The sequence below is a fragment of the Acidovorax sp. LjRoot118 genome, assembly GCF_964253575.1.
GTDB lineage: Bacteria > Pseudomonadota > Gammaproteobacteria > Burkholderiales > Burkholderiaceae_C > Acidovorax.
On sequence record NZ_CAXURB020000001.1, the window covers coordinates 1,718,554 to 1,735,776 of the forward strand.

Sequence of the window (17,223 nt, forward strand, 5' to 3'; positions counted from 1 at the left end):
CGCATCCATGCAGTCCGTCGGTATCTACGAAGCCAAGAGCAGGTTCTCCGCCCTGATCGAGCTGGTCGAGCAGGGCGAAGAAGTGCGCATCACCCGCCACGGCAAAGAGGTGGTGCGCCTGCTGCCCGTGCGCCGCCGCCCCGTCATCACCGACGAGCAGATCGCCCGCGAGCTGGGCCAGATGGATGCGCTGCACGCCAGCATCCGCCCCGCAGGCGAGGCCGCCACCACCACCGCCGCCCCCGACACCTTACGCCGCAAGGGCAGGGCCGCAGCAGCATGACCGCCTTCGTCCTCGACGCCTCCGTCACCGCCGCCTGGCTGCTGCCCGATGCGGCCAGCGAGCACACGCGCCGCCTGTACACCCTGATCCGCCGCGACGAGGTCGAGCCCCAGGCCCCCAACCTCTGGCAGTGGGAGTGCAGCAACCTCATCAGCAGCGGCGTGCACAGCGGCCGCATCCCGCCCGCATCGGTTGAAGGCCTGTGGGGCGTGCTTGAAGCCATCCGCCACCGTGTGGAGCTGCACGAACTGGCCCCCGCCCAGCACAAGGCCGTGCTCGACGTGGCGCTCGACACCGGCCTGCCCACCTTCGACGCCGCCTACCTGTGGCTGGCCCGCTCCCTGCGCCTGCCCCTGGCCACGTTCGACGCCGCGCAGGCCGCCGCCGCAAAGCGCAGTGGTGTGCAACTGCTGGACCTGTCCACCCTCTGACCGCACCCCTCGATCAGCCCCGTTTTCTTTTTCATCCCCTCGACGCCACCCACCGCCATGCAACACCAGAAAATCCTCATCCTCGATTTCGGCTCGCAAGTCACCCAGCTCATCGCCCGCCGCGTGCGCGAAGCCAACGTGTACTGCGAAGTGCACCCCTGCGACGTGACGGACGAGTGGGTGCGTGACTACGCCAAGGACGGCTCGCTCAAGGGCATCATCCTCTCCGGCAGCCACGCCAGCGTGTACGAAGACACCACCGACAAGGCGCCCGAAGCCGTGTTCCAGCTCGGCCTGCCCGTGCTCGGCATCTGCTACGGCATGCAGACCATGGCGCACCAATTGGGCGGCAAGGTCGAGGGCGGCCACAAGCGCGAGTTCGGCTTTGCCGCCGTGCGCGCACGCGGCCACACCGCACTGCTCAAGGACATTGCCGACTTCACCACCCCCGAAGGCCACGGCATGCTCAATGTGTGGATGAGCCATGGCGACAAGGTCACCGAGCTGCCCCCAGGCTTCAAGCTCATGGCCAGCACCGACAGCTGCCCCATCGCCGGCATGGCCGACGAAGAGCGCCGCTTCTACGCCCTGCAGTTCCACCCCGAAGTCACGCACACCGTGCAGGGCAGGGCGCTGCTCGACCGCTTCGTGCTCGGCATCTGCGGCACCAGCCCCGATTGGGTCATGCGCGACCACATCGCCGAAGCCGTGGAACTCATCCGCCAGCAGGTGGGCAACGAAGAAGTGATCCTCGGCCTGTCGGGCGGCGTCGATTCGTCCGTGGCCGCCGCGCTGATCCACCGCGCCATCGGCGACCAGCTCACCTGCGTCTTCGTCGACCACGGCCTGCTGCGCCTGAACGAAGGTGACATGGTCATGGACATGTTCGTCGGCAAGCTGCAGGCCAAGGTCATCCGCGTGGACGCCAGCGACATGTTCCTGGGCAAGCTGGCCGGCGTGAGCGAGCCCGAAGCCAAGCGCAAGATCATCGGCGGCCTGTTCGTCGACGTGTTCAAGGCCGAGGCCGCCAAACTGAAGGCTGCCGGCGAAGGCGGCAAGGCAGGAGTTGACGGCCGACCGGCCGTCAAAGGCGCCACCTTCCTGGCCCAGGGCACCATCTACCCCGACGTCATCGAATCCGGCGGCGCCAAGAGCAAGAAGGCCGTCACCATCAAGAGCCACCACAACGTGGGCGGCCTGCCCGAGCAGTTGGGCCTCAAACTCCTGGAGCCCCTGCGCGACCTGTTCAAGGACGAAGTGCGGGAACTCGGCGTGGCCCTGGGCCTGCCGCCCGAAATGGTCTACCGCCACCCCTTCCCCGGCCCCGGCCTGGGCGTGCGCATTCTGGGTGAGGTGAAGAAAGAGTACGCCGACCTGCTGCGCCGCGCCGACGCCATCTTTATCGAAGAGCTGCGCAACCACGTGGACGAAGCCACCGGCAAGAACTGGTACGACCTCACCAGCCAGGCCTTCACCGTCTTCCTGCCGGTCAAGAGCGTGGGCGTGATGGGCGATGGCCGCACGTACGACTACGTCGTGGCCCTGCGCGCCGTGCAGACCAGCGACTTCATGACCGCCGACTGGGCTGAGCTGCCCTACGCCCTGCTCAAGAAGGTGTCGGGGCGCATCATCAACGAGGTGCGGGGGATCAACCGCGTGACGTACGACGTGAGCAGCAAGCCGCCTGCGACGATTGAGTGGGAGTAATTCCAAGACTTTTCAAAATTGGGGCGCTGGCAGTAGCTTTAGCACCGACTACAAGTACACTTAAAAGTTTAACAACCTATAAAGCAAAAGAGGTCGCGCTGAGCGCTTAGACTATGTCAACCGGCCCCAACCCGAACGAAAGTGCTTTCGTTGAACAAGCTGAGTATCTTGATGATGATCAGTTTTCCCAATGGCTTGTACATCATCCTCGCGAAGATGAAATTCTTCGTAAACTGAAGGCTAGCGGCGCTAAAGTACTGACCGGTCCGCGCGGGACTGGAAAAACGACTCTAATGTTACGCGCGCGTAATCAGATGATGAAGGGGACATCAGATGTTATGCCAGCCTATGTTAACTTCAAGACATCCCTCCGGCTTGAGCCGTTATATCGGGGTTCAGCAAATGCAACTTTTTGGTTTCGACAATGGCTGCTACTGCGGACGCTCATTGGCATAGCTGAATCTGCTGAAAATCTGGGGGCAAGTTTCCCATGGGCCAGTGTGTCGCCAGGAGGTAAAGACGCAATTTTGCGCTGCATTGATGCATTGCAAGCAGGATCTATTGAGTCGGCCTCTGAGTTAATTCCACAGGCACTCACTGTGGCTGATCTGAGTGGCATTGTTAAGTCGGTTCTTAACGGGACAGGTCGACGTAGAGCGGTACTATTGTTTGACGATGCTGCTCATGCATTTTCATCGGAGCAGCAGCGAGATTTTTTTGATTTTTTTCGTGATATTAAATCGTCTTGGATTTCCCCGAAAGCTGCGATCTATCCCGGCGTGACCGATTTTTCCGCGTCATTCCACCTAGGGCACGACGCTGAAGAAATTGATGTTTGGCTTGATCCATCGGATGGGAATTATTTTACATTCATGGATTCTTTGTTGCGCCGTCGTCTCCCTGCTGCTTCATTTGAAAGATTTGAATCTGATGCCGATGCTTTTAGGGCCTTGGCACTTGCGGCATTTGGTGTGCCTCGGAATCTTCTCAATATGGTTCGAGATGTTTTGGAGGGATCGTCTTCGAAAGATAGAAGATCAGCTATATCTAGAACGGCAATTCAAAGAGCGGTAGCTACTTGCGGCGTGCTAAGTCTTCAGATATTTAAATCGTTGAAGAAGAAATTGCCAATTTACTCTCGATTTATTGATGCAGGAGAGTTGCTGCTGATTAGGGGTACTGGGGTAATAAAAGAGTTTAATGCTTTAACGACTAGGTCGCATACAAGCACTATTGCACTTCAACATCCAATTCCAGCGGAACTAAGAACTTTAGTGGCTTTTCTTCAATATGGGGGGTTGGTGCGTCCCCGTGGAGATGCAAAACGCGGTCAAATTGGTACATTTTGGGTGATTGATATTCACTATGCGTTGCTTATTGACGCGAACGCAATTGTTGGCAAGCGATCAGCAGGTTTGAATGAGGTCGTTGAGTCCCTTTCGCACAGGGATCCACATGCATTCGCTCGTATAACCCCGACGAAACTGCTTGGCACTCAGGATATTTCTGGCGCTCTTCCCTTAATGTTGCCCCCTTGTGCGCGTTGTCAAACGGAACGGATAACGCCAAGTGCGAAATTTTGTCTAAATTGTGGTGCTGAACTTTCCGTAAGCTCTACCTTTGAAACGGCCGTAAATCAAGATATTGCGGTTCTTCCCCTTACGCAAAATCGCGTTACAACGATTAAATCTCAAAGTAGTATTAAAACGGTGAAGGATGTCCTTCTTGATAAAAATCATAGTGAACTACTCAGAGTGAGAATGATTGGGCCTTTTTGGGCTACAAGAATTTCTCGTTACGCAGAGGAGTTTGTTGAGTAATGAAGCCACATCCTAAAGCTGTCACCGATTGGCATAAAAGTGTCTGTCGGCCAGGTGCATCAGTCGCGACGCCTGAATATTTTAGATACGTATCAATTCTTCAATATGAAGAATTATCTCCTATAGATATATTTTTCAAAGAAACTGAGCGACTTAATCAACGAGGATCACCGGATTTTTTTGCTAACTGTCCAGAACTTTCGATTTTCCTTGTTGCTGCATTAGCTTCTCATACGGAGAATTATTTTAGAAGTATGTTTTCAGGGTTGCTGTTGATATGCCCGTTGTCACAGGTGAAAGCTTCTGCTCGCGATATGAAACTCGGGTCTGCAATTTGGCATCGAATTGGTAGCTTGGAACGTGGCGCCTTTGAACATTTTTCATTTGCGAGTGCTGATAATATAATTGATACCATTAATAGATATTTTGATATAAAGATTGATGAAAAATCTGATCCATACCCACTGTTGCAAAATTTCGATGTTTTATGTGAGTTGCGGCATGCGATAGTTCATTCGGGTGGATTGGTTTCTGGAAAAAATGCACTCAAATTACAAATTTTAAAAAATAAATCTTCGATGAAGGTTGATATTAATTTTGAAAGATTTCAAGAGGCATCCTTGATGTGCACTGCATTGGTATGTTCAATAAACACCGATCTTTTCAGGCGCTTTGCTGAGCGCTGGCGCGATAAATGGCCTGGTGCTATCAATGGATGGAACGATGCATTGCGCAGAGAAAAATTTAATCAACTATGGCGTCATTTTCGAAGTGCACGCGATGATGCAGCCGGCCTTTTGGTAAAACCACTTTCGGCCGCTCAGTGCCGCCGTGAAATACTATCTCCTTAGTATTAATTCTGAAACCAATTTAATGGGGCTAAAAAATTTCATTTTTATTCCCGGCGGATTAAAATCTTAAGTGCAACACCTGCCAACCTATAAGGTCTGCAGATGCACAACCCCTCCCGCTCCAGCCACTACAGCCAACTGCAGCCCGAAGACCGAGTCGCCATTGCCAGCCTGAAGCAGCAGAACTACAGCGTGCGGGCCATCGTAAGGCAACTACGGCGCTCTCCGGCAACGATAAGCCGGGAGTTGGTGCGCAATGCTCACCTATCTGGCTATGGCAGCGTCAAGGCGCAGTGCCTTTGCCTGCAGCGCAGGCGCTCTGGCAGGCCCGCAGTCAAGCTGCACGCTGACTCCATCCTGTGGGGCCTGGTGGGTCATTTGCTGCGGCTTCACTGGTCGCCCGAGCAAATTGCCCTGACACTGGCACTCTTGCATCCCCAAGGCCATGAGTACCGCATCCCCCACGAGTTCGACACGAAACCATCTACAACTGCATCCATGTGCGTCCTCCAGAGATAGAAGACTGCCAGTTCCCCAGGCACTGGGAAGGCGACTTGATCAAAGGCGAATGCAATGCCAGTGCAGTAGGGACGTTGGTGGAGCGCACCAGCCGATTGGTCAAACTGGTCAAGTTCCCTGAGTTCAAGTCGGACAGTGCTGCCAACGTCTTGCAGGGCTTCACGGACAAGCTGCTGGGCATTGCCCAGCCGATGCGCCTGAGCATGACGTACGACCAGGGCAGGGAAATGAGCATGCACAAGAAGCTCAGCGAGCAAACCGGCATAGCGGTGTACTTCTGCGACCCGCATAGCCCCTGGAAAAGGGGTTCCAACGAGAACATGAATGGCCTGGTGCGCCAGTACCTGCCCAAGGGGACCGACCTGAGCATCTACAGCCAGGAGCAACTCGATGCGATAGCCGATTAGATCAACGACCGTCCCAGAAAGGGCTGGGGGGCGATCATCGGAGGCGTTGTACCGCGAGTTGCTGATCAACAACCTGTCGCATCTCATTCTTGTTCATTGAAATCCAGGGTTGCGTTTCGCTCCTGAATCCTCCCTACCTAATTCCCCAGCCAGAATTTCCAGTTCGCCTTCTGTTTATTCGAGCTGATACGTGATGCCTGCCAAACTGGCTTGTGATCAAGTTTTTGCCAGGGCATGTGCCCCTTTGCTTCGCTCAAAGCCACATATTGCCGCCACCGGTAGTGGTTGTAGACAGAGATGATGTGAGTCGCATAGGCCTGCGCCAGCGTCTTGTCATTCTGGATGACGAGGAAGTTTTCGTCGTTGCCCTCAGAAGCGGCTGATGAAAAGTTGTGCGACCCGGTGATGACGATTGGATGGTCTCCGAAAGGGTCGATGCACATGACCTTGCTGTGGATCAGCACCGAGATCTTCCCGCCCTTCGAGAATTCCTTGGCCCAGAAGGCGAACTGATTCTTGATACCTTGAGGCGTGAACGCATCAAGATCCATCGGGTCATCATTGCTGCCGCCGGTAAGTGCGGCCACTAGTTTCCCACTTTCGCCACCCACCCACTGGTTGACGACCCCACGGACGAAGCTTCCCTGTGCGCGTTCTTCCAGGATGTCGAGTACCGGCCCGGTGGTGCCAGGCATGAACGACAGGAACAGGATGCCCTTGTCTGATTGCTCAACCAGATCCTGAATATGGCGCAGGTCTGTCTGTTTTACCGTGGGCGTGAACCAAGCCTGCATAGCGGCTGGCGCGGCCACATCGGTGCCCGGCGCAGCATTGGTTTTTTTGAGTGTTGAAGGGACTTCGCTACCGGCTTCTGCCAATCTGGTCCACTGCGCCATGAATTGATCGGCAAGGGGCTTACTCTTGATGAGCACCGCGTTGTTGATCTGTGAGAACAAACCCGTGGGCGTGAGATTGGTGGAGCCCGTCCAGACCTGCACAGGTTCCTCGTCTTCGACCACGATGATGAACTTATTATGGCCGAGGTTTCCACCCCCTGCAGTTTTGGCCGTCAAGCGGTCGACCACCGCGCAACCAGCCGCTTTCAGGGCGTGCCTAGCTTTCTCGTTCGGGTCGGGTTCGGTTACTTTGGGACTGCCGTTGGACAAGACCACGTGAGCACGTTCTCCCAGCCGGCAGAACCGTTCCGTAACTTCTTCCTCTTCCAGCTCGAAAAGGGCCGCATACAAGTGGATCGTTGGATTTTCATCGGCGACATCAAAGAGTTCGCGCAATGCAACAATCAGGGTTCCTCCACAGAAATCGCGAAGAAATTCGCTTTCGACATTCGCGACCAAGTTGACGAGTGCTGTTGAGGTGGTGATGCCCTGCTCAGCCGCTAGACGTGCCATCCATTGAGAAGCGGCCATCGGCCGGTTGAAGAAGGCGCACAACTCACCGTCGTGCGGTTGCGTCGCGGCGATTTGCTGCCAGGGGCTGGCAAGGTCCTCGCGAGCGCTCAACGCCAGTCGCGTGCCGGTCATCGGCACAATGCGGTATCGGGCCACGTCACCTAGCGACACCTCGTGGTCGGTCCAGTCGTAGCGCTGGAAGGGCCAGATATTCGAAGGCTGCCGCTGCCCGGCTCCGCCGTCAACGTCTGCAGCAAAACCGACCCGGTTGAGCAAGTATTCCGGCTTGTCCACTTCACGGCCTACGATGCCGGTCTGGATCCAGACCCGTTCGATGGCGAAGCCCAGGCAGTCGGCAATTTCATCGACCTTCCAGACTAGGTAGGCATCGTCGGTGTTGCAGAAAGCGGCAAGTTCAATGGTCATGGCGCGTCACTTTCAGCCCTTGTTGTTGCGAACGGTGAACGTCAGCTTTTTCGCCGCCGCGCCCAGTTTGTCTTTTTCATCCACTGGGCGCAGTTCCAGGTCCAGTGTTTGGTTGATCAGTAGGTTGTTGAAGGTGAGGTCTACTGGCCCAGAGGCTTTCACGAGGTAGGCACCGTCACCCCTGCGGCTGACCATGTCGGCCGGCGTCGCAGCCTTGACCGTCGCGCCAACGACTGTCAGGGCAAATGCGGACTTCGGCTTTTCGCCAAGGTCAATCGTCACCGTCGTTGCTGCGGAGCCTTTGCTCACAAGCAGGTTCGTTGACGTGGCGGTCAGAGCGACTTCAGAGACTTTGTCCTTGGCGACATCCTTTTCTTTCTTCGGGATCCGGGCGCCTAGCAGATAGAACTGGGATTTAGCATCAAGGAGCCGGACGATTCCGTCATTGCCGGGGATCGGAGGCGCAGCATCGAAATTGCATTCGCCAAGCTCGATTGCTAGCGGGCTCATCACAGTACGCGGCATACCCGTGGGGGCCTCCATACGATCGGAGGCAAATTGCAACTCGGCAACCTTTCGCTCATCCGTGATCGCTATAGCCGAAGCCATCAGCCCGCCGGCATAGCTGCGTTGCGGGGGAGGTACCACGGCTACCGCAGATGGGGCTCCCTTGGCGCGCTTGGCCGACACGGGTGCGACCGGCGGCGCTGCGGTGGTCAGGTACGACCAGTGCATGACGGCCTTGAGACGGCTCGAGAGGTCCTTGCCGCCGCGCAGGGCGATGGAAATGCCCTTGTCGTCCTCCAGATAGGCCACTAGCTGGGAGGGTGGCGGACACATGGGTCGCAACTTCGGCAAGTCCACGATCGTGGTGCTGTAGCGGCTGCCTGGCAATACGGCCAGGAGGTGAGCCCAGAAGTAAGCGTAAGTCCGCTCTTTCTCAATGGCGCGCCCTGGCAGATTCAATACGTGGGTACGCGTCCTGCCATATACGGGGCAATCCTCGAGTACTTGTTTGTCGCTCTTGGGGTCGACGTCCTTGCATCGCGCGGCGAGAAAACCGTTCATGGCGTTCTCATACGACTTGTAGTCTCCCCCGAATGGCAGTTCGTCAATTTCCTTGAGATGATGCAGTGTCAGGCCCAAAGATGGCCACTGCTCCTGAATCCTCTTTAGCCGTTCTTCATAGGGGTCCCCGCCCCTCCTGAGCGCTGCCGATCCCTCCACGTGGTTCCACTCAGTGCGTGCAACAACGCGGCTGAGGTCCGCCTTTTTCGGGAAGAACACCAGCAGGGAAATAGTATTGGTACGCGGGTGCACGGAGTGGCCGCCACCGGGATCGTAGGCAGCACCGAGCCGAACCCGGATGGTGTTGTCAGACAGGCGTCCCAAGGTCAGCACCGAGTTCACATCTAGTCCCTGCAATGCCTGCTGTCGATCCTTCTGTGAACTGAAGGAAAAGCCCGCAGCGCCGAAACCTTTCACCAAGTCCAGTGCCACCCCGACATCGCGCAGTGCTTCGATGCTCTGCGAACGCTGGGCAGTTTCGATCGAATCGCTGGAAAGAAGTGGGACGACAAAGGGCGTGCCTTCGGTGGCCGTGCGGGCGCTAGGCGCCCCGGTGTCCTTGTCGAAAGAGCCCGAGTACCCGAAGAAGCTGAGATTTGGATAGACGTCGTACCCCAAGTGGCGGCGGCGCGGCATCACGCTCAGCTGGATACGCATCAGGTACGGGTCGTAGCCCGTGCGCATCGCGGCACCATCCACCTCGGCGTTGAGCGCCTGCACTTCCTGGACGAACGATGCCATGGCTCGTGCCGTCAGCGAAGAGTTGATTGCGCTTACGGTAGCCGCATTGGCAGTCGGCCCAGAACCCGCCGGGAGACTCGCAGTGCTAGCCATATCACGTGGCGTGCCCGGCGCCTTGGTGATGGTCTGGGTGTTTGCTGTGTTGTCATCCACCCCTGTCTCGCTGGTAGAAGTCAGGGTGGAGGTGGTCTTAACGGTGTTGGGCGCAAGTGCGGCCTGAAAGCGCAGGATATCCAGGTATTTGTCCAGCAGCGCATAAGTGACTGGAATTGCTTGGTCGCGCAGGGTCTTGGCGTCGATGGTGAGATTGGGCTTGAGTTTTGACTTGACATCTTCCCAGGGGATGACAGCAAGGACCGAGACGTGGACGGAGCCAGCCTCATCAAGGTTTGCAACCGACTGACCTCCCTGCGGCGTTTCATTGAAATTCAGGGCGTTGCCGGAGCAGCCCATAAGGCCAAGTGTCGCAATTGCGGCTGTAGTGAGTCGTTTCATTTGCCCCTCCTCGAGTAGCTAAATTAATAGTAAGTAGCGTTTCGTGAATGTGCAAACATTTTGTTTCCGCGTAAGAACATTCGAACTGGCGCTTGTTTGTTCACGCCCCTTATCGCGTCGAACACCGCACCCGCGCGCAGTCGCCATCGCGATTGCGTCGCGCCAGTCAGGGCCTCTTCGGCGGTCGGTGCAGGGGGACGCGGACCATGTCTACTGGGACTAGCCTGGCCTCTAGCAGCGCGTTCGCGTTGTTCATGGCCCGCGGGTCATGGGCGCGGATGTGCGCGTCGGTTACCAGCATACAGACGGAGTTTCGCGCAGATGGTCGGCTTGGGGGCTGAAGCAGACACCACACACCCATGGGCAGCCTGCGAGCTTGCCGCCGAAGTGGGATTGATATTTGGCGCAGCAGCAGGCGCTTTTTCGAATGGTTGACCTCGCACGCTGCGAGCAGCAAGATGAGTGGCCGAGGCATACGTCAGACGATGCATCCATCGGACCCTGACCTTCAGCATGGGTTCGATCCAGGTGTCCTATTTCATTGGATCATGACAAGCAGCCGCTTGCAGGTCTTCATCACGGCTCCCTCTCGCCGACAGGACCCATACCTCAGTAGGGTTCCCGAGCCCGCTATGCGCTTCCACAATGGCCTGAACCGTGTTGCCCTCGCTCGCGCAGGGCAATGCGCAATGCAACTGGCCATTCTCCATCTCCTCTATCTTCGAAACCATGCCCATGACCTTTCCTCGAGTCTCCTCCGCATGCGCCGCATCCCTCCTGGTCCTGTGCGGCTGCGGCACTACCGTCACGCAGCAAGGCATCGAGCAGCGCACGTCGCAGGCCATTGGCCGCGAAGTCGGCAGTTTCACCATCAGCGACCAACAGAAGGAAGAGGGCAGCAACGGCCGCATCAACTACCGCGTTCGCACGCGCGAGGGCGCCAGCTATTCCTGCTACATGTACTCGCCCTCGCAGTTCACGAAGGCGATGACCTTCGGCCAGACGCCGCAGTCGGATGCGATCTGCACGGCCATGGCAGGGCAGGGTGGGGGTGGCGCTGCTACTACTGCTCCCGCTCCCGCGTCGTGCAATGCCTTGCTGCGCGCGGCGAACCGTTGCTGAGTGAATGAACGCGGTCGGTGTCTCAGTTTCGCCCTTCACCCACCCAGATAGACAACGCTTCATGCATTTCACTCTGCCTCCCCTGATTCAACGCGCCCCTGCGCGTCTTTCTCTCACCGCGCTGTGCGCCCTGTCGGCCTGCGTGCTCGCGGCATGCGGCGGGGGAGGGGACGATCCCTCCGGCGGCCTGGGTTCTGTATCCGGGGTGCTGTCCGGCCTGGAGCAGGGCAAGTCCCTCGTCTTGCAGAACAACGGCAGTGATGACCTGGCGCTCAGCGCCAACGGTGCATTTGCCTTTGCGCAGCCGATGGCGCTTGGCGCTGCATATGCCGTTACCGTCAAAAGCCAGCCAGTTGGTCAGACCTGCGCGGTGAGCAACGGCAATGGCACCACCGCAGCCAACAACGCAGGCAACGTCGCAGTGGTCTGCTCCCTTGGGAGCGGCGGCAATGGCAACAAGCTCGCCATCGGCGTGCCAAGCCTGCTGGGCGACTGGTTGGAAAACGGCTGTGTCACCACGGGTGGCCAGTCGTACAAGCGGCTTGTGCGCGCCACAAAGAAGACCGATACCAGTGTCTGGTACTCGCAAATCTTCCACAGCTACGCCAACGGCAGCTGTTCGGGCCCCAATTTCAGCGTCATGCCGCAAGCGCTTGGGGAGGTCAGTTTCTCCAGATCCGAATCCAACGACCGCATCGCGGCGAATTGGGGCGAGTTCACCACGGTCAACAGCACCGTTTTGCACGCCATATGGGCCAAGAAAAGCGAGACGGTGCTATGCCTTCTGGGCGACCAGAAACCCTCTATACAGCCTACCCTGGAAGCCGTAGAGAGCAGCCTCGCGACCTTGTCTGCGCTGGGCTGTTTCACCAAAGTACCTTGAGGACCCTCTGCACAAATCCCTGCGGCCGTTGGCAGCGCGGACTCGGGCGGTCCGCTGCGTTGCTTCTCTTGCCAATAGCCCTGCTATTGGCAGCAAGAAGACGCCTTGCGGCCCATCCCGATCCGCACTACCACCGATCCGCGAGGTTTATGCAGAGGATCCTTAGCGGGAAACGCTCCGCGCATGCATGGGATCGGCCGCCTACGTCCATCAGTTCGCGCGAAAAGCCGGACAGGCCGGGCAGGAACCATGCGATGGCGCTGATGGGCGAGAAGATCCACTGCCAGTCGGACATGCTTGGCGCGTATTGGAGCGATAGGGGCCCGCTGTTGTAGCAAGCAAGCAAGCAAGCAAGCATGCATGCATGCAGGCAAGCCATGCCGCAAGGCCCGCAGTGGCTCCACCCAGGCGTTGTTGAGCGCGGTGGGTGTCTCTTTTTCGTTTACCACGTTGAAAGGGCTTCATGCGTTTCACTCTGCCTCCCCTGATCCAGCGCGCCCCTGCACATCGTTCTTTCACAGCGCTGTGCGCCCTGTCGGTCTGCGTGCTCGCGGCATGCGGCGGGGGAGGGGACGATCCCTCCGGCGGCCTGGGTTCTGTATCCGGGGTGCTGTCCGGCCTGGAGCAGGGCAAGTCGCTCGTCTTGCAGAACAACGGCGGTGATGACCTGGCGCTCAGCGCCAACGGTGCATTTGCCTTTGCGCAGCCGATGGCGCTTGGTGCTTCGTATGCCGTGACCGTCAAAGCCCAGCCCGTCGGGCAGCAGTGCACGGTGGGGCAGGGCACAGGCACCTTGACGGCAGCGCCCACGAACGTTCGGGTCGACTGCGTGGGCGTGGGGGCTGGCTACACGCTGGGCGGCACGGTGAGCGGCGTGCCTGCTGGCCAGGCCGTGGTGCTGACCAACGCGGGTGGTGAGGACCTTGCCGTTGCCGCCGACGGTGCGTTCACCTTCCCCAGGCCGCTGGCCGCTGGCGCCAGCTACTCGGTGACCGTGAAGACGGCCCCCGCTGGTTCGGGTTGCGTGGTGCGCAATGGTTCTGGCGTGGTGGCCGCTGCGGCGGTGAACACGGTGGCGGTGCGGTGCGCGCCGCTGTCCACTCTGCCGGACGGTGAATGGCAGCAGGACCGGTGCCAGGCCTCGGCCAGTGGCGGCGTGCGAGACCTGTGGCGCCTTTCAGTTCGGGGCGAGGGTTGGTCGTCGGTTGACGTGGCCGTGGGCACTGTGAATTACCCCAATGGGCAATGCGATGGCGTGGGTGTTGCTTCTGACCCGAGAGCCTCCAGCCGCCGCAGCTTCTGGTTCCAGCCGCAACGCTCGGAGGCCGGGACAGGCCTGGCGGTGTTCTGGGGCAATACCCAAGCCTTCCAGTACGGCCATTTGGTTGCCCCGGTCTGGACGCGTGTGGCGCTGGTGCGCAAGGCCAATCACCTGTGCCTGCTGGACGACCCGGCAACGCTGTCGACCTTCTCCACTGCCGCCAGCCTGGAGCCGGTGGTCACGGCGGCCATCGCTGCTGGCCAGTGCTACGCCCCGCGTTAGCGTGCGGGCTGGAGGGTTGGCATGCCGGCCGTGGTCACGGCACTGCGCCTGTTTTGCCCCGCAGCCGTGGGATAGATAGACCCGTCCAGCTCTGTGCCAATGCATGACATTTTTCAAATTGTCATGCATGTAGCGCCGGGGCCACAGGGCGGGTGGAAGGTTGCGGCAGCCTTCACGCACAATGCGGCGCATCGCTGTTGCAGTGGAGGCATATTCGATGAGCTACGTGGTCCACATCTGGGAGCACCCCGAACCGGCCAGCCTGACGGCTGCGGATCGCTTGCACGAGTACCTTTCTGATCGGCCGTCGCCCCGCTCCGCAAAATGGCAGCGCCTGCACGATGCGGTCGAGTCGCACATGGCGGCGCTGGGTACGCCCATGGAGTGGATCGAATCCCCCATGGACCCCGAGCACCGGGAGCGCACCTATGGCCTGCTGTTCGACGGGCCCGACAATTTCCCGCAGGTGCTGGTGCAAAGCGCCACGTCGCTCGGTCTGAGCGTGTACGACGACCAGGCCGCGCGCCTGTACCTGCCGTTTGGCTATGTGCTCACTTTCGACGGCATTGCGCGCATGGACTGGGGCGATGGCGCAATGCCGCCGCCCCGCATCGGCCCGGCAGAGCGCGAGGCGGTGCTGGAGCGCTGCGAGGCGGCGTGGCGGCCGCGTTTCGAGTCGCTGGGCTTTGGCCTCAGCCGAGGCGAACTGGTGCGCGACGCGATTCCCCTGGTGGCCGAGCGCAAGGTGCCGGTGGGCACGCAGAGCATCGAGATCAGCTTTTCTGCCTTTCAGGACCGCCTGTCGTGCAGCGTGGTGGCGGCTGTTCTGCCGAGCCTGCCCGACGCCGTGCGCGAGGCCTGCGGCGGCGTCAAGCAGATCCAGGTGCGCGGCCGCGAGTACCGTGGCATGGCCGCCTTCATGCGCGACTCCGACAATGAGCCGCTGAGCATTGGCGGCGCCCTGCGCAATGCCGAGTACGTGGACCGGCTGATCGATGGCCTGTTCGAATACCTGGACGACGAAATCCTGCCCACGCTGGACGCCTGCACCACGGCCGACGGCGTGCTGCACGCTGCACTGCACCCGGACGAGAAGCCCGGCGTGCTGCGCCCGAGCCGGCTCACCTTGGCCCTGGCCTGGCTTGCCGGCGACAGCACCCTCGAACGCGTGGCTGCGGAGTACGCCAAAATCCACCCGGACTGGAGCGCGGACTGGGGCGACAAGGTGGCCGAGGCGCTGCGCGCTTTGCCGCGGGGCTCGGTGGCATAGCTCACCGGGTTGACCGCTTTCACCCCGCAAACCGCCTGCGGTACTCCACCAGGCCCACCCCCAGCCGGCGCGTGAACGCCCGGCGAAACCCGTCCACGTTGGCGTAGCCCACGGCATCGGCCAGGCGCTTGGCGGGCAGGTCCGATTCCTCGGCCAGGCGGCGCGCGGCATCGATACGCGCGTTCTCGACAAACTCCGCAGGCGTGGTGCCCGCCCCGCTGCGAAAGGTGCGGGCAAAGCTGCGCTCGCTCATGCCGGCGTGCGCCGCCAGGGCGGGCACGGAGAGGTCGCTTTTCAGGTTGGCGAGGATATGGTCCTGCAGCGCGCGCACGCTGCTGCGCTCGGCCGTCTGCGCCGCCAGGTGGGCGCTGAACTGGCTTTGCCCACCGGGGCGCTTGAGAAACATCACCAGCTCGCGCGCCACCCGCAGCGCGAGATCGCGGCCATGGTCTTCCTCCACCATCGCCAGGGCCAGGTCCATGCCTGCGGTGACCCCGGCGGAGGTGAAGAGCCTGCCGTCCTTCACGTAGATGGCGTCGGCCTCGACGCAGGCCTGCGGGTACGCGGCGCTCAGGCGGGCGGTGGAGTTCCAGTGCGTGGCCACGCGCTTGCCGTCGAGCAGGCCGGTGGCGGCCAGCACGAAGGCGCCGGTGCACACCGAGCCATAGCGCCGCACGGTGCTTGCACGGCGGCGCAGCCAGTTTTGCAGGTGCTCGTCGGCCGCCATGTCGTCGAGGTTGGGGCTGCCGGCCACCAGCAGTGTGTCGATGGCACCGCGGTGCGTGGCCACGGTGGCATCCACCGCCATGCGCAGGCCGCTGCTGCTGCGCAGCGGGCCTTCGGTCGCGCTGAGCACCTGCACCTGGTAGGCGCGCGGCTGGCCGAGCTGGCGTGCCGCTTCGGCAAACACATCCGCCGGGCCGGCCACGTCGAGCAGCTGAAAGCGGGGAAAGGCGAGGATGGCAACGCGCATGGCAGTGGGGGCCCGGTGATTGGCAGAAAACGCCGTGCCTTGCCTGGGACGGCTGCGCCAGTTTGGCAGAAACTACCTATCCATGCAAATTCTGCCAAGCGCGCCTGCCATGCAAACCGCGTCCATCCATCCCTCCCCATCGGCACTTCACCCGCGCACCGAAGCCTCGGTGCGCAACCTGCCCGTCAACCTGTTCGCCTCGGTCATGGGCCTCAGTGGCCTGGCGCTGGCCTGGCGGTTGGCGCACGGCAGCCTGGGCGCACCGGCCGTGATCGGTGAGGCCATTGGCGGGTTCGCGCTGCTGGTCTTCGTGCTCCTGTCGGCGGGCTACCTGGCCAAGATCGCCCGGCACCCCGACGCGGTGCGCGCCGAGTTCAACCACCCGGTGGCGGGCAACTTCTTCGGCACCATCGCCATCTCGGTGCTGCTGCTTTCTGCCGTGGTCGAGCCCTACAGTGCGCCCGCTGCGCAAGGCATCTGGACGGTGGGCGTGGTGGCCACGCTGGCACTGTGCTTCATCGCCGTCGCGCGCCTGCTCAAGGGGCAGGTGGACGCATCGCTGGCCGTGCCGGCCTGGATCGTGCCGTGCGTGGCCACGCTCGACATCCCGGTGACTGGCGGGCACATGCCCATGGCCTGGGCGGGCGAGGTCAACCTGCTGGCCGGCGCTGTCGGCACCGTGCTGGCCCTGGTGTTGCTCACGCTGATCATCGGCCGGCTGGTGCACCGCGAGCCGCTGCCTCCGGCCATGGCTCCCTCGCTGATGATCCTGGTGGCGCCGTTTGCCGTGGGCTTTCTGGCGTATGCCAACCTGGCTGGCGGCATCGACCGGTTTGCCGGCATGCTGTTCTATGTGGGGCTGTTCATGTTCGCCGTGGTGGCACCCAAGGTGTTTCGGCGCGGCGTTCCGTTCACGCCCGGCTGGTGGGCCATCAGCTTCCCCATGGCGGCGCTGGCGAATGCGGCGCTGAAGTATGCGGAATGGCGCGCGAGCGGGCCGCTGTGGGTGGTCGCCATCGTGCTGCTGGGCGCGCTGAGCCTGGCGCTGGCCGTGCTCACGGTGCGCACCGTGCGGATTGCGCTGGACGGCACGTTGTTCAGGTGAACCGCCACTCGACTGGCGAACCAGGGTAGGACAATTCTGGAATTGTCATAGATCCACGCGAATCCAGCGCACAGGTTCATGGAGGGCCCTTGTGAGGGCAGACGACTCTTGTCCTTGTGCAAAACAAAAAGACTGAACTAGAATTCACTTCATTGCTGAACTGGAGTTCA

Annotated in this window: 13 protein-coding genes and 1 pseudogene; 11 read left to right on the top strand and 3 right to left on the bottom strand. The window is 60.3% G+C overall.

Features of this window, described 5'->3' with window-relative positions; genetic code table 11:
- Positions 1–7: 7 nt before the first annotated feature.
- From ACSQ9E_RS08020 to ACSQ9E_RS08045, 6 genes and pseudogenes are all read left to right on the top strand, one after another.
- Entirely contained in the window at positions 8–283 is a 276-nt protein-coding gene (locus ACSQ9E_RS08020) for a type II toxin-antitoxin system Phd/YefM family antitoxin (RefSeq protein ID WP_428000207.1), read from the top strand.
- Positions 280–714 (top strand): type II toxin-antitoxin system VapC family toxin, encoded by a 435-nt coding sequence (locus ACSQ9E_RS08025; protein ID WP_057268806.1) that lies wholly within the window; start codon positions 280–282, stop codon positions 712–714. Before ACSQ9E_RS08020 ends, ACSQ9E_RS08025 begins: the two co-directional genes overlap by 4 nt.
- Before the next feature lie 57 nt (positions 715–771).
- On the top strand, positions 772–2,421 hold the full coding sequence (gene guaA / locus ACSQ9E_RS08030; RefSeq protein ID WP_436217386.1) for a glutamine-hydrolyzing GMP synthase: 1,650 nt from the start codon (positions 772–774) through the stop codon (positions 2,419–2,421).
- Between the two features lie 113 nt (positions 2,422–2,534).
- Positions 2,535–4,241 (top strand): hypothetical protein, encoded by a 1,707-nt coding sequence (locus ACSQ9E_RS08035; protein ID WP_436217387.1) that lies wholly within the window; start codon positions 2,535–2,537, stop codon positions 4,239–4,241.
- Positions 4,241–5,092, top strand: coding sequence for a hypothetical protein (locus ACSQ9E_RS08040; RefSeq protein ID WP_436217388.1), 852 nt, complete (start codon positions 4,241–4,243; stop codon positions 5,090–5,092). The genes ACSQ9E_RS08035 and ACSQ9E_RS08040 overlap by 1 nt, the downstream gene beginning before the upstream one ends.
- A gap of 102 nt (positions 5,093–5,194) precedes the next feature.
- Positions 5,195–6,118, top strand: a pseudogene (locus tag ACSQ9E_RS08045) (IS30 family transposase).
- A 37-nt stretch (positions 6,119–6,155) separates the two neighbouring features.
- Here ACSQ9E_RS08045 and ACSQ9E_RS08050 read toward each other — a convergent pair.
- Positions 6,156–7,853 (bottom strand): phospholipase D-like domain-containing protein, encoded by a 1,698-nt coding sequence (locus ACSQ9E_RS08050; RefSeq protein ID WP_436217389.1) that lies wholly within the window; start codon positions 7,851–7,853, stop codon positions 6,156–6,158.
- A 12-nt stretch (positions 7,854–7,865) separates the two neighbouring features.
- Positions 7,866–10,157 (bottom strand): hypothetical protein, encoded by a 2,292-nt coding sequence (locus tag ACSQ9E_RS08055; RefSeq protein WP_436217390.1) that lies wholly within the window; start codon positions 10,155–10,157, stop codon positions 7,866–7,868.
- A 735-nt stretch (positions 10,158–10,892) separates the two neighbouring features.
- Between ACSQ9E_RS08055 and ACSQ9E_RS08060 the strand changes: the two genes are divergently transcribed.
- From ACSQ9E_RS08060 to ACSQ9E_RS08075, 4 genes are all read left to right on the top strand, one after another.
- Positions 10,893–11,279, top strand: coding sequence for a hypothetical protein (locus ACSQ9E_RS08060; RefSeq protein WP_436217391.1), 387 nt, complete (start codon positions 10,893–10,895; stop codon positions 11,277–11,279).
- Between the two features lie 61 nt (positions 11,280–11,340).
- Positions 11,341–12,162, top strand: a complete 822-nt coding sequence (locus ACSQ9E_RS08065; protein WP_436217392.1) for a hypothetical protein — start codon at positions 11,341–11,343, stop codon at positions 12,160–12,162.
- 463 nt (positions 12,163–12,625) lie between these two features.
- On the top strand, positions 12,626–13,705 hold the full coding sequence (locus tag ACSQ9E_RS08070) for a hypothetical protein (RefSeq protein WP_436217393.1): 1,080 nt from the start codon (positions 12,626–12,628) through the stop codon (positions 13,703–13,705).
- Positions 13,706–13,922: 217 nt separating this feature from the next.
- On the top strand, positions 13,923–14,975 hold the full coding sequence (locus ACSQ9E_RS08075) for a hypothetical protein (protein WP_436217394.1): 1,053 nt from the start codon (positions 13,923–13,925) through the stop codon (positions 14,973–14,975).
- A gap of 19 nt (positions 14,976–14,994) precedes the next feature.
- Here the strand turns inward: ACSQ9E_RS08075 and ACSQ9E_RS08080 are convergent, their stop codons facing one another.
- Positions 14,995–15,948 carry a GlxA family transcriptional regulator gene (locus ACSQ9E_RS08080; protein ID WP_436217395.1) on the bottom strand — a complete coding sequence of 318 codons (954 nt, stop codon included), beginning with the start codon at positions 15,946–15,948 and terminating at the stop codon, positions 14,995–14,997.
- A 109-nt stretch (positions 15,949–16,057) separates the two neighbouring features.
- Between ACSQ9E_RS08080 and ACSQ9E_RS08085 the strand changes: the two genes are divergently transcribed.
- A complete protein-coding gene (locus tag ACSQ9E_RS08085) occupies positions 16,058–17,053 on the top strand; it encodes an SLAC1 anion channel family protein (protein WP_436178911.1) in 996 nt (331 codons plus the stop codon).
- The last annotated feature ends 170 nt before the right edge of the window (positions 17,054–17,223 follow it).

Excerpts from the sequence above, each read along its gene's own strand:
- ACSQ9E_RS08035 (WP_436217387.1), top strand. The coding sequence starts at position 2,535 with ATGTCAACCGGCCCCAACCCGAACGAAAGTGCTTTCGTTGAACAAGCT.
- ACSQ9E_RS08075 (WP_436217394.1), top strand. The coding sequence starts at position 13,923 with ATGAGCTACGTGGTCCACATCTGGGAGCACCCCGAACCGGCCAGCCTG.
- ACSQ9E_RS08040 (WP_436217388.1), top strand. The coding sequence starts at position 4,241 with ATGAAGCCACATCCTAAAGCTGTCACCGATTGGCATAAAAGTGTCTGT.
- ACSQ9E_RS08070 (WP_436217393.1), top strand. The coding sequence starts at position 12,626 with ATGCGTTTCACTCTGCCTCCCCTGATCCAGCGCGCCCCTGCACATCGT.
- ACSQ9E_RS08020 (WP_428000207.1), top strand. The coding sequence starts at position 8 with ATGCAGTCCGTCGGTATCTACGAAGCCAAGAGCAGGTTCTCCGCCCTG.
- ACSQ9E_RS08080 (WP_436217395.1), bottom strand. The coding sequence starts at position 15,948 with ATGCGCGTTGCCATCCTCGCCTTTCCCCGCTTTCAGCTGCTCGACGTG.
- ACSQ9E_RS08050 (WP_436217389.1), bottom strand. The coding sequence starts at position 7,853 with ATGACCATTGAACTTGCCGCTTTCTGCAACACCGACGATGCCTACCTA.
- ACSQ9E_RS08060 (WP_436217391.1), top strand. The coding sequence starts at position 10,893 with ATGACCTTTCCTCGAGTCTCCTCCGCATGCGCCGCATCCCTCCTGGTC.
- ACSQ9E_RS08025 (WP_057268806.1), top strand. The coding sequence starts at position 280 with ATGACCGCCTTCGTCCTCGACGCCTCCGTCACCGCCGCCTGGCTGCTG.
- ACSQ9E_RS08085 (WP_436178911.1), top strand. The coding sequence starts at position 16,058 with ATGCAAACCGCGTCCATCCATCCCTCCCCATCGGCACTTCACCCGCGC.
- ACSQ9E_RS08055 (WP_436217390.1), bottom strand. The coding sequence starts at position 10,157 with ATGAAACGACTCACTACAGCCGCAATTGCGACACTTGGCCTTATGGGC.
- guaA (WP_436217386.1), top strand. The coding sequence starts at position 772 with ATGCAACACCAGAAAATCCTCATCCTCGATTTCGGCTCGCAAGTCACC.
- ACSQ9E_RS08065 (WP_436217392.1), top strand. The coding sequence starts at position 11,341 with ATGCATTTCACTCTGCCTCCCCTGATTCAACGCGCCCCTGCGCGTCTT.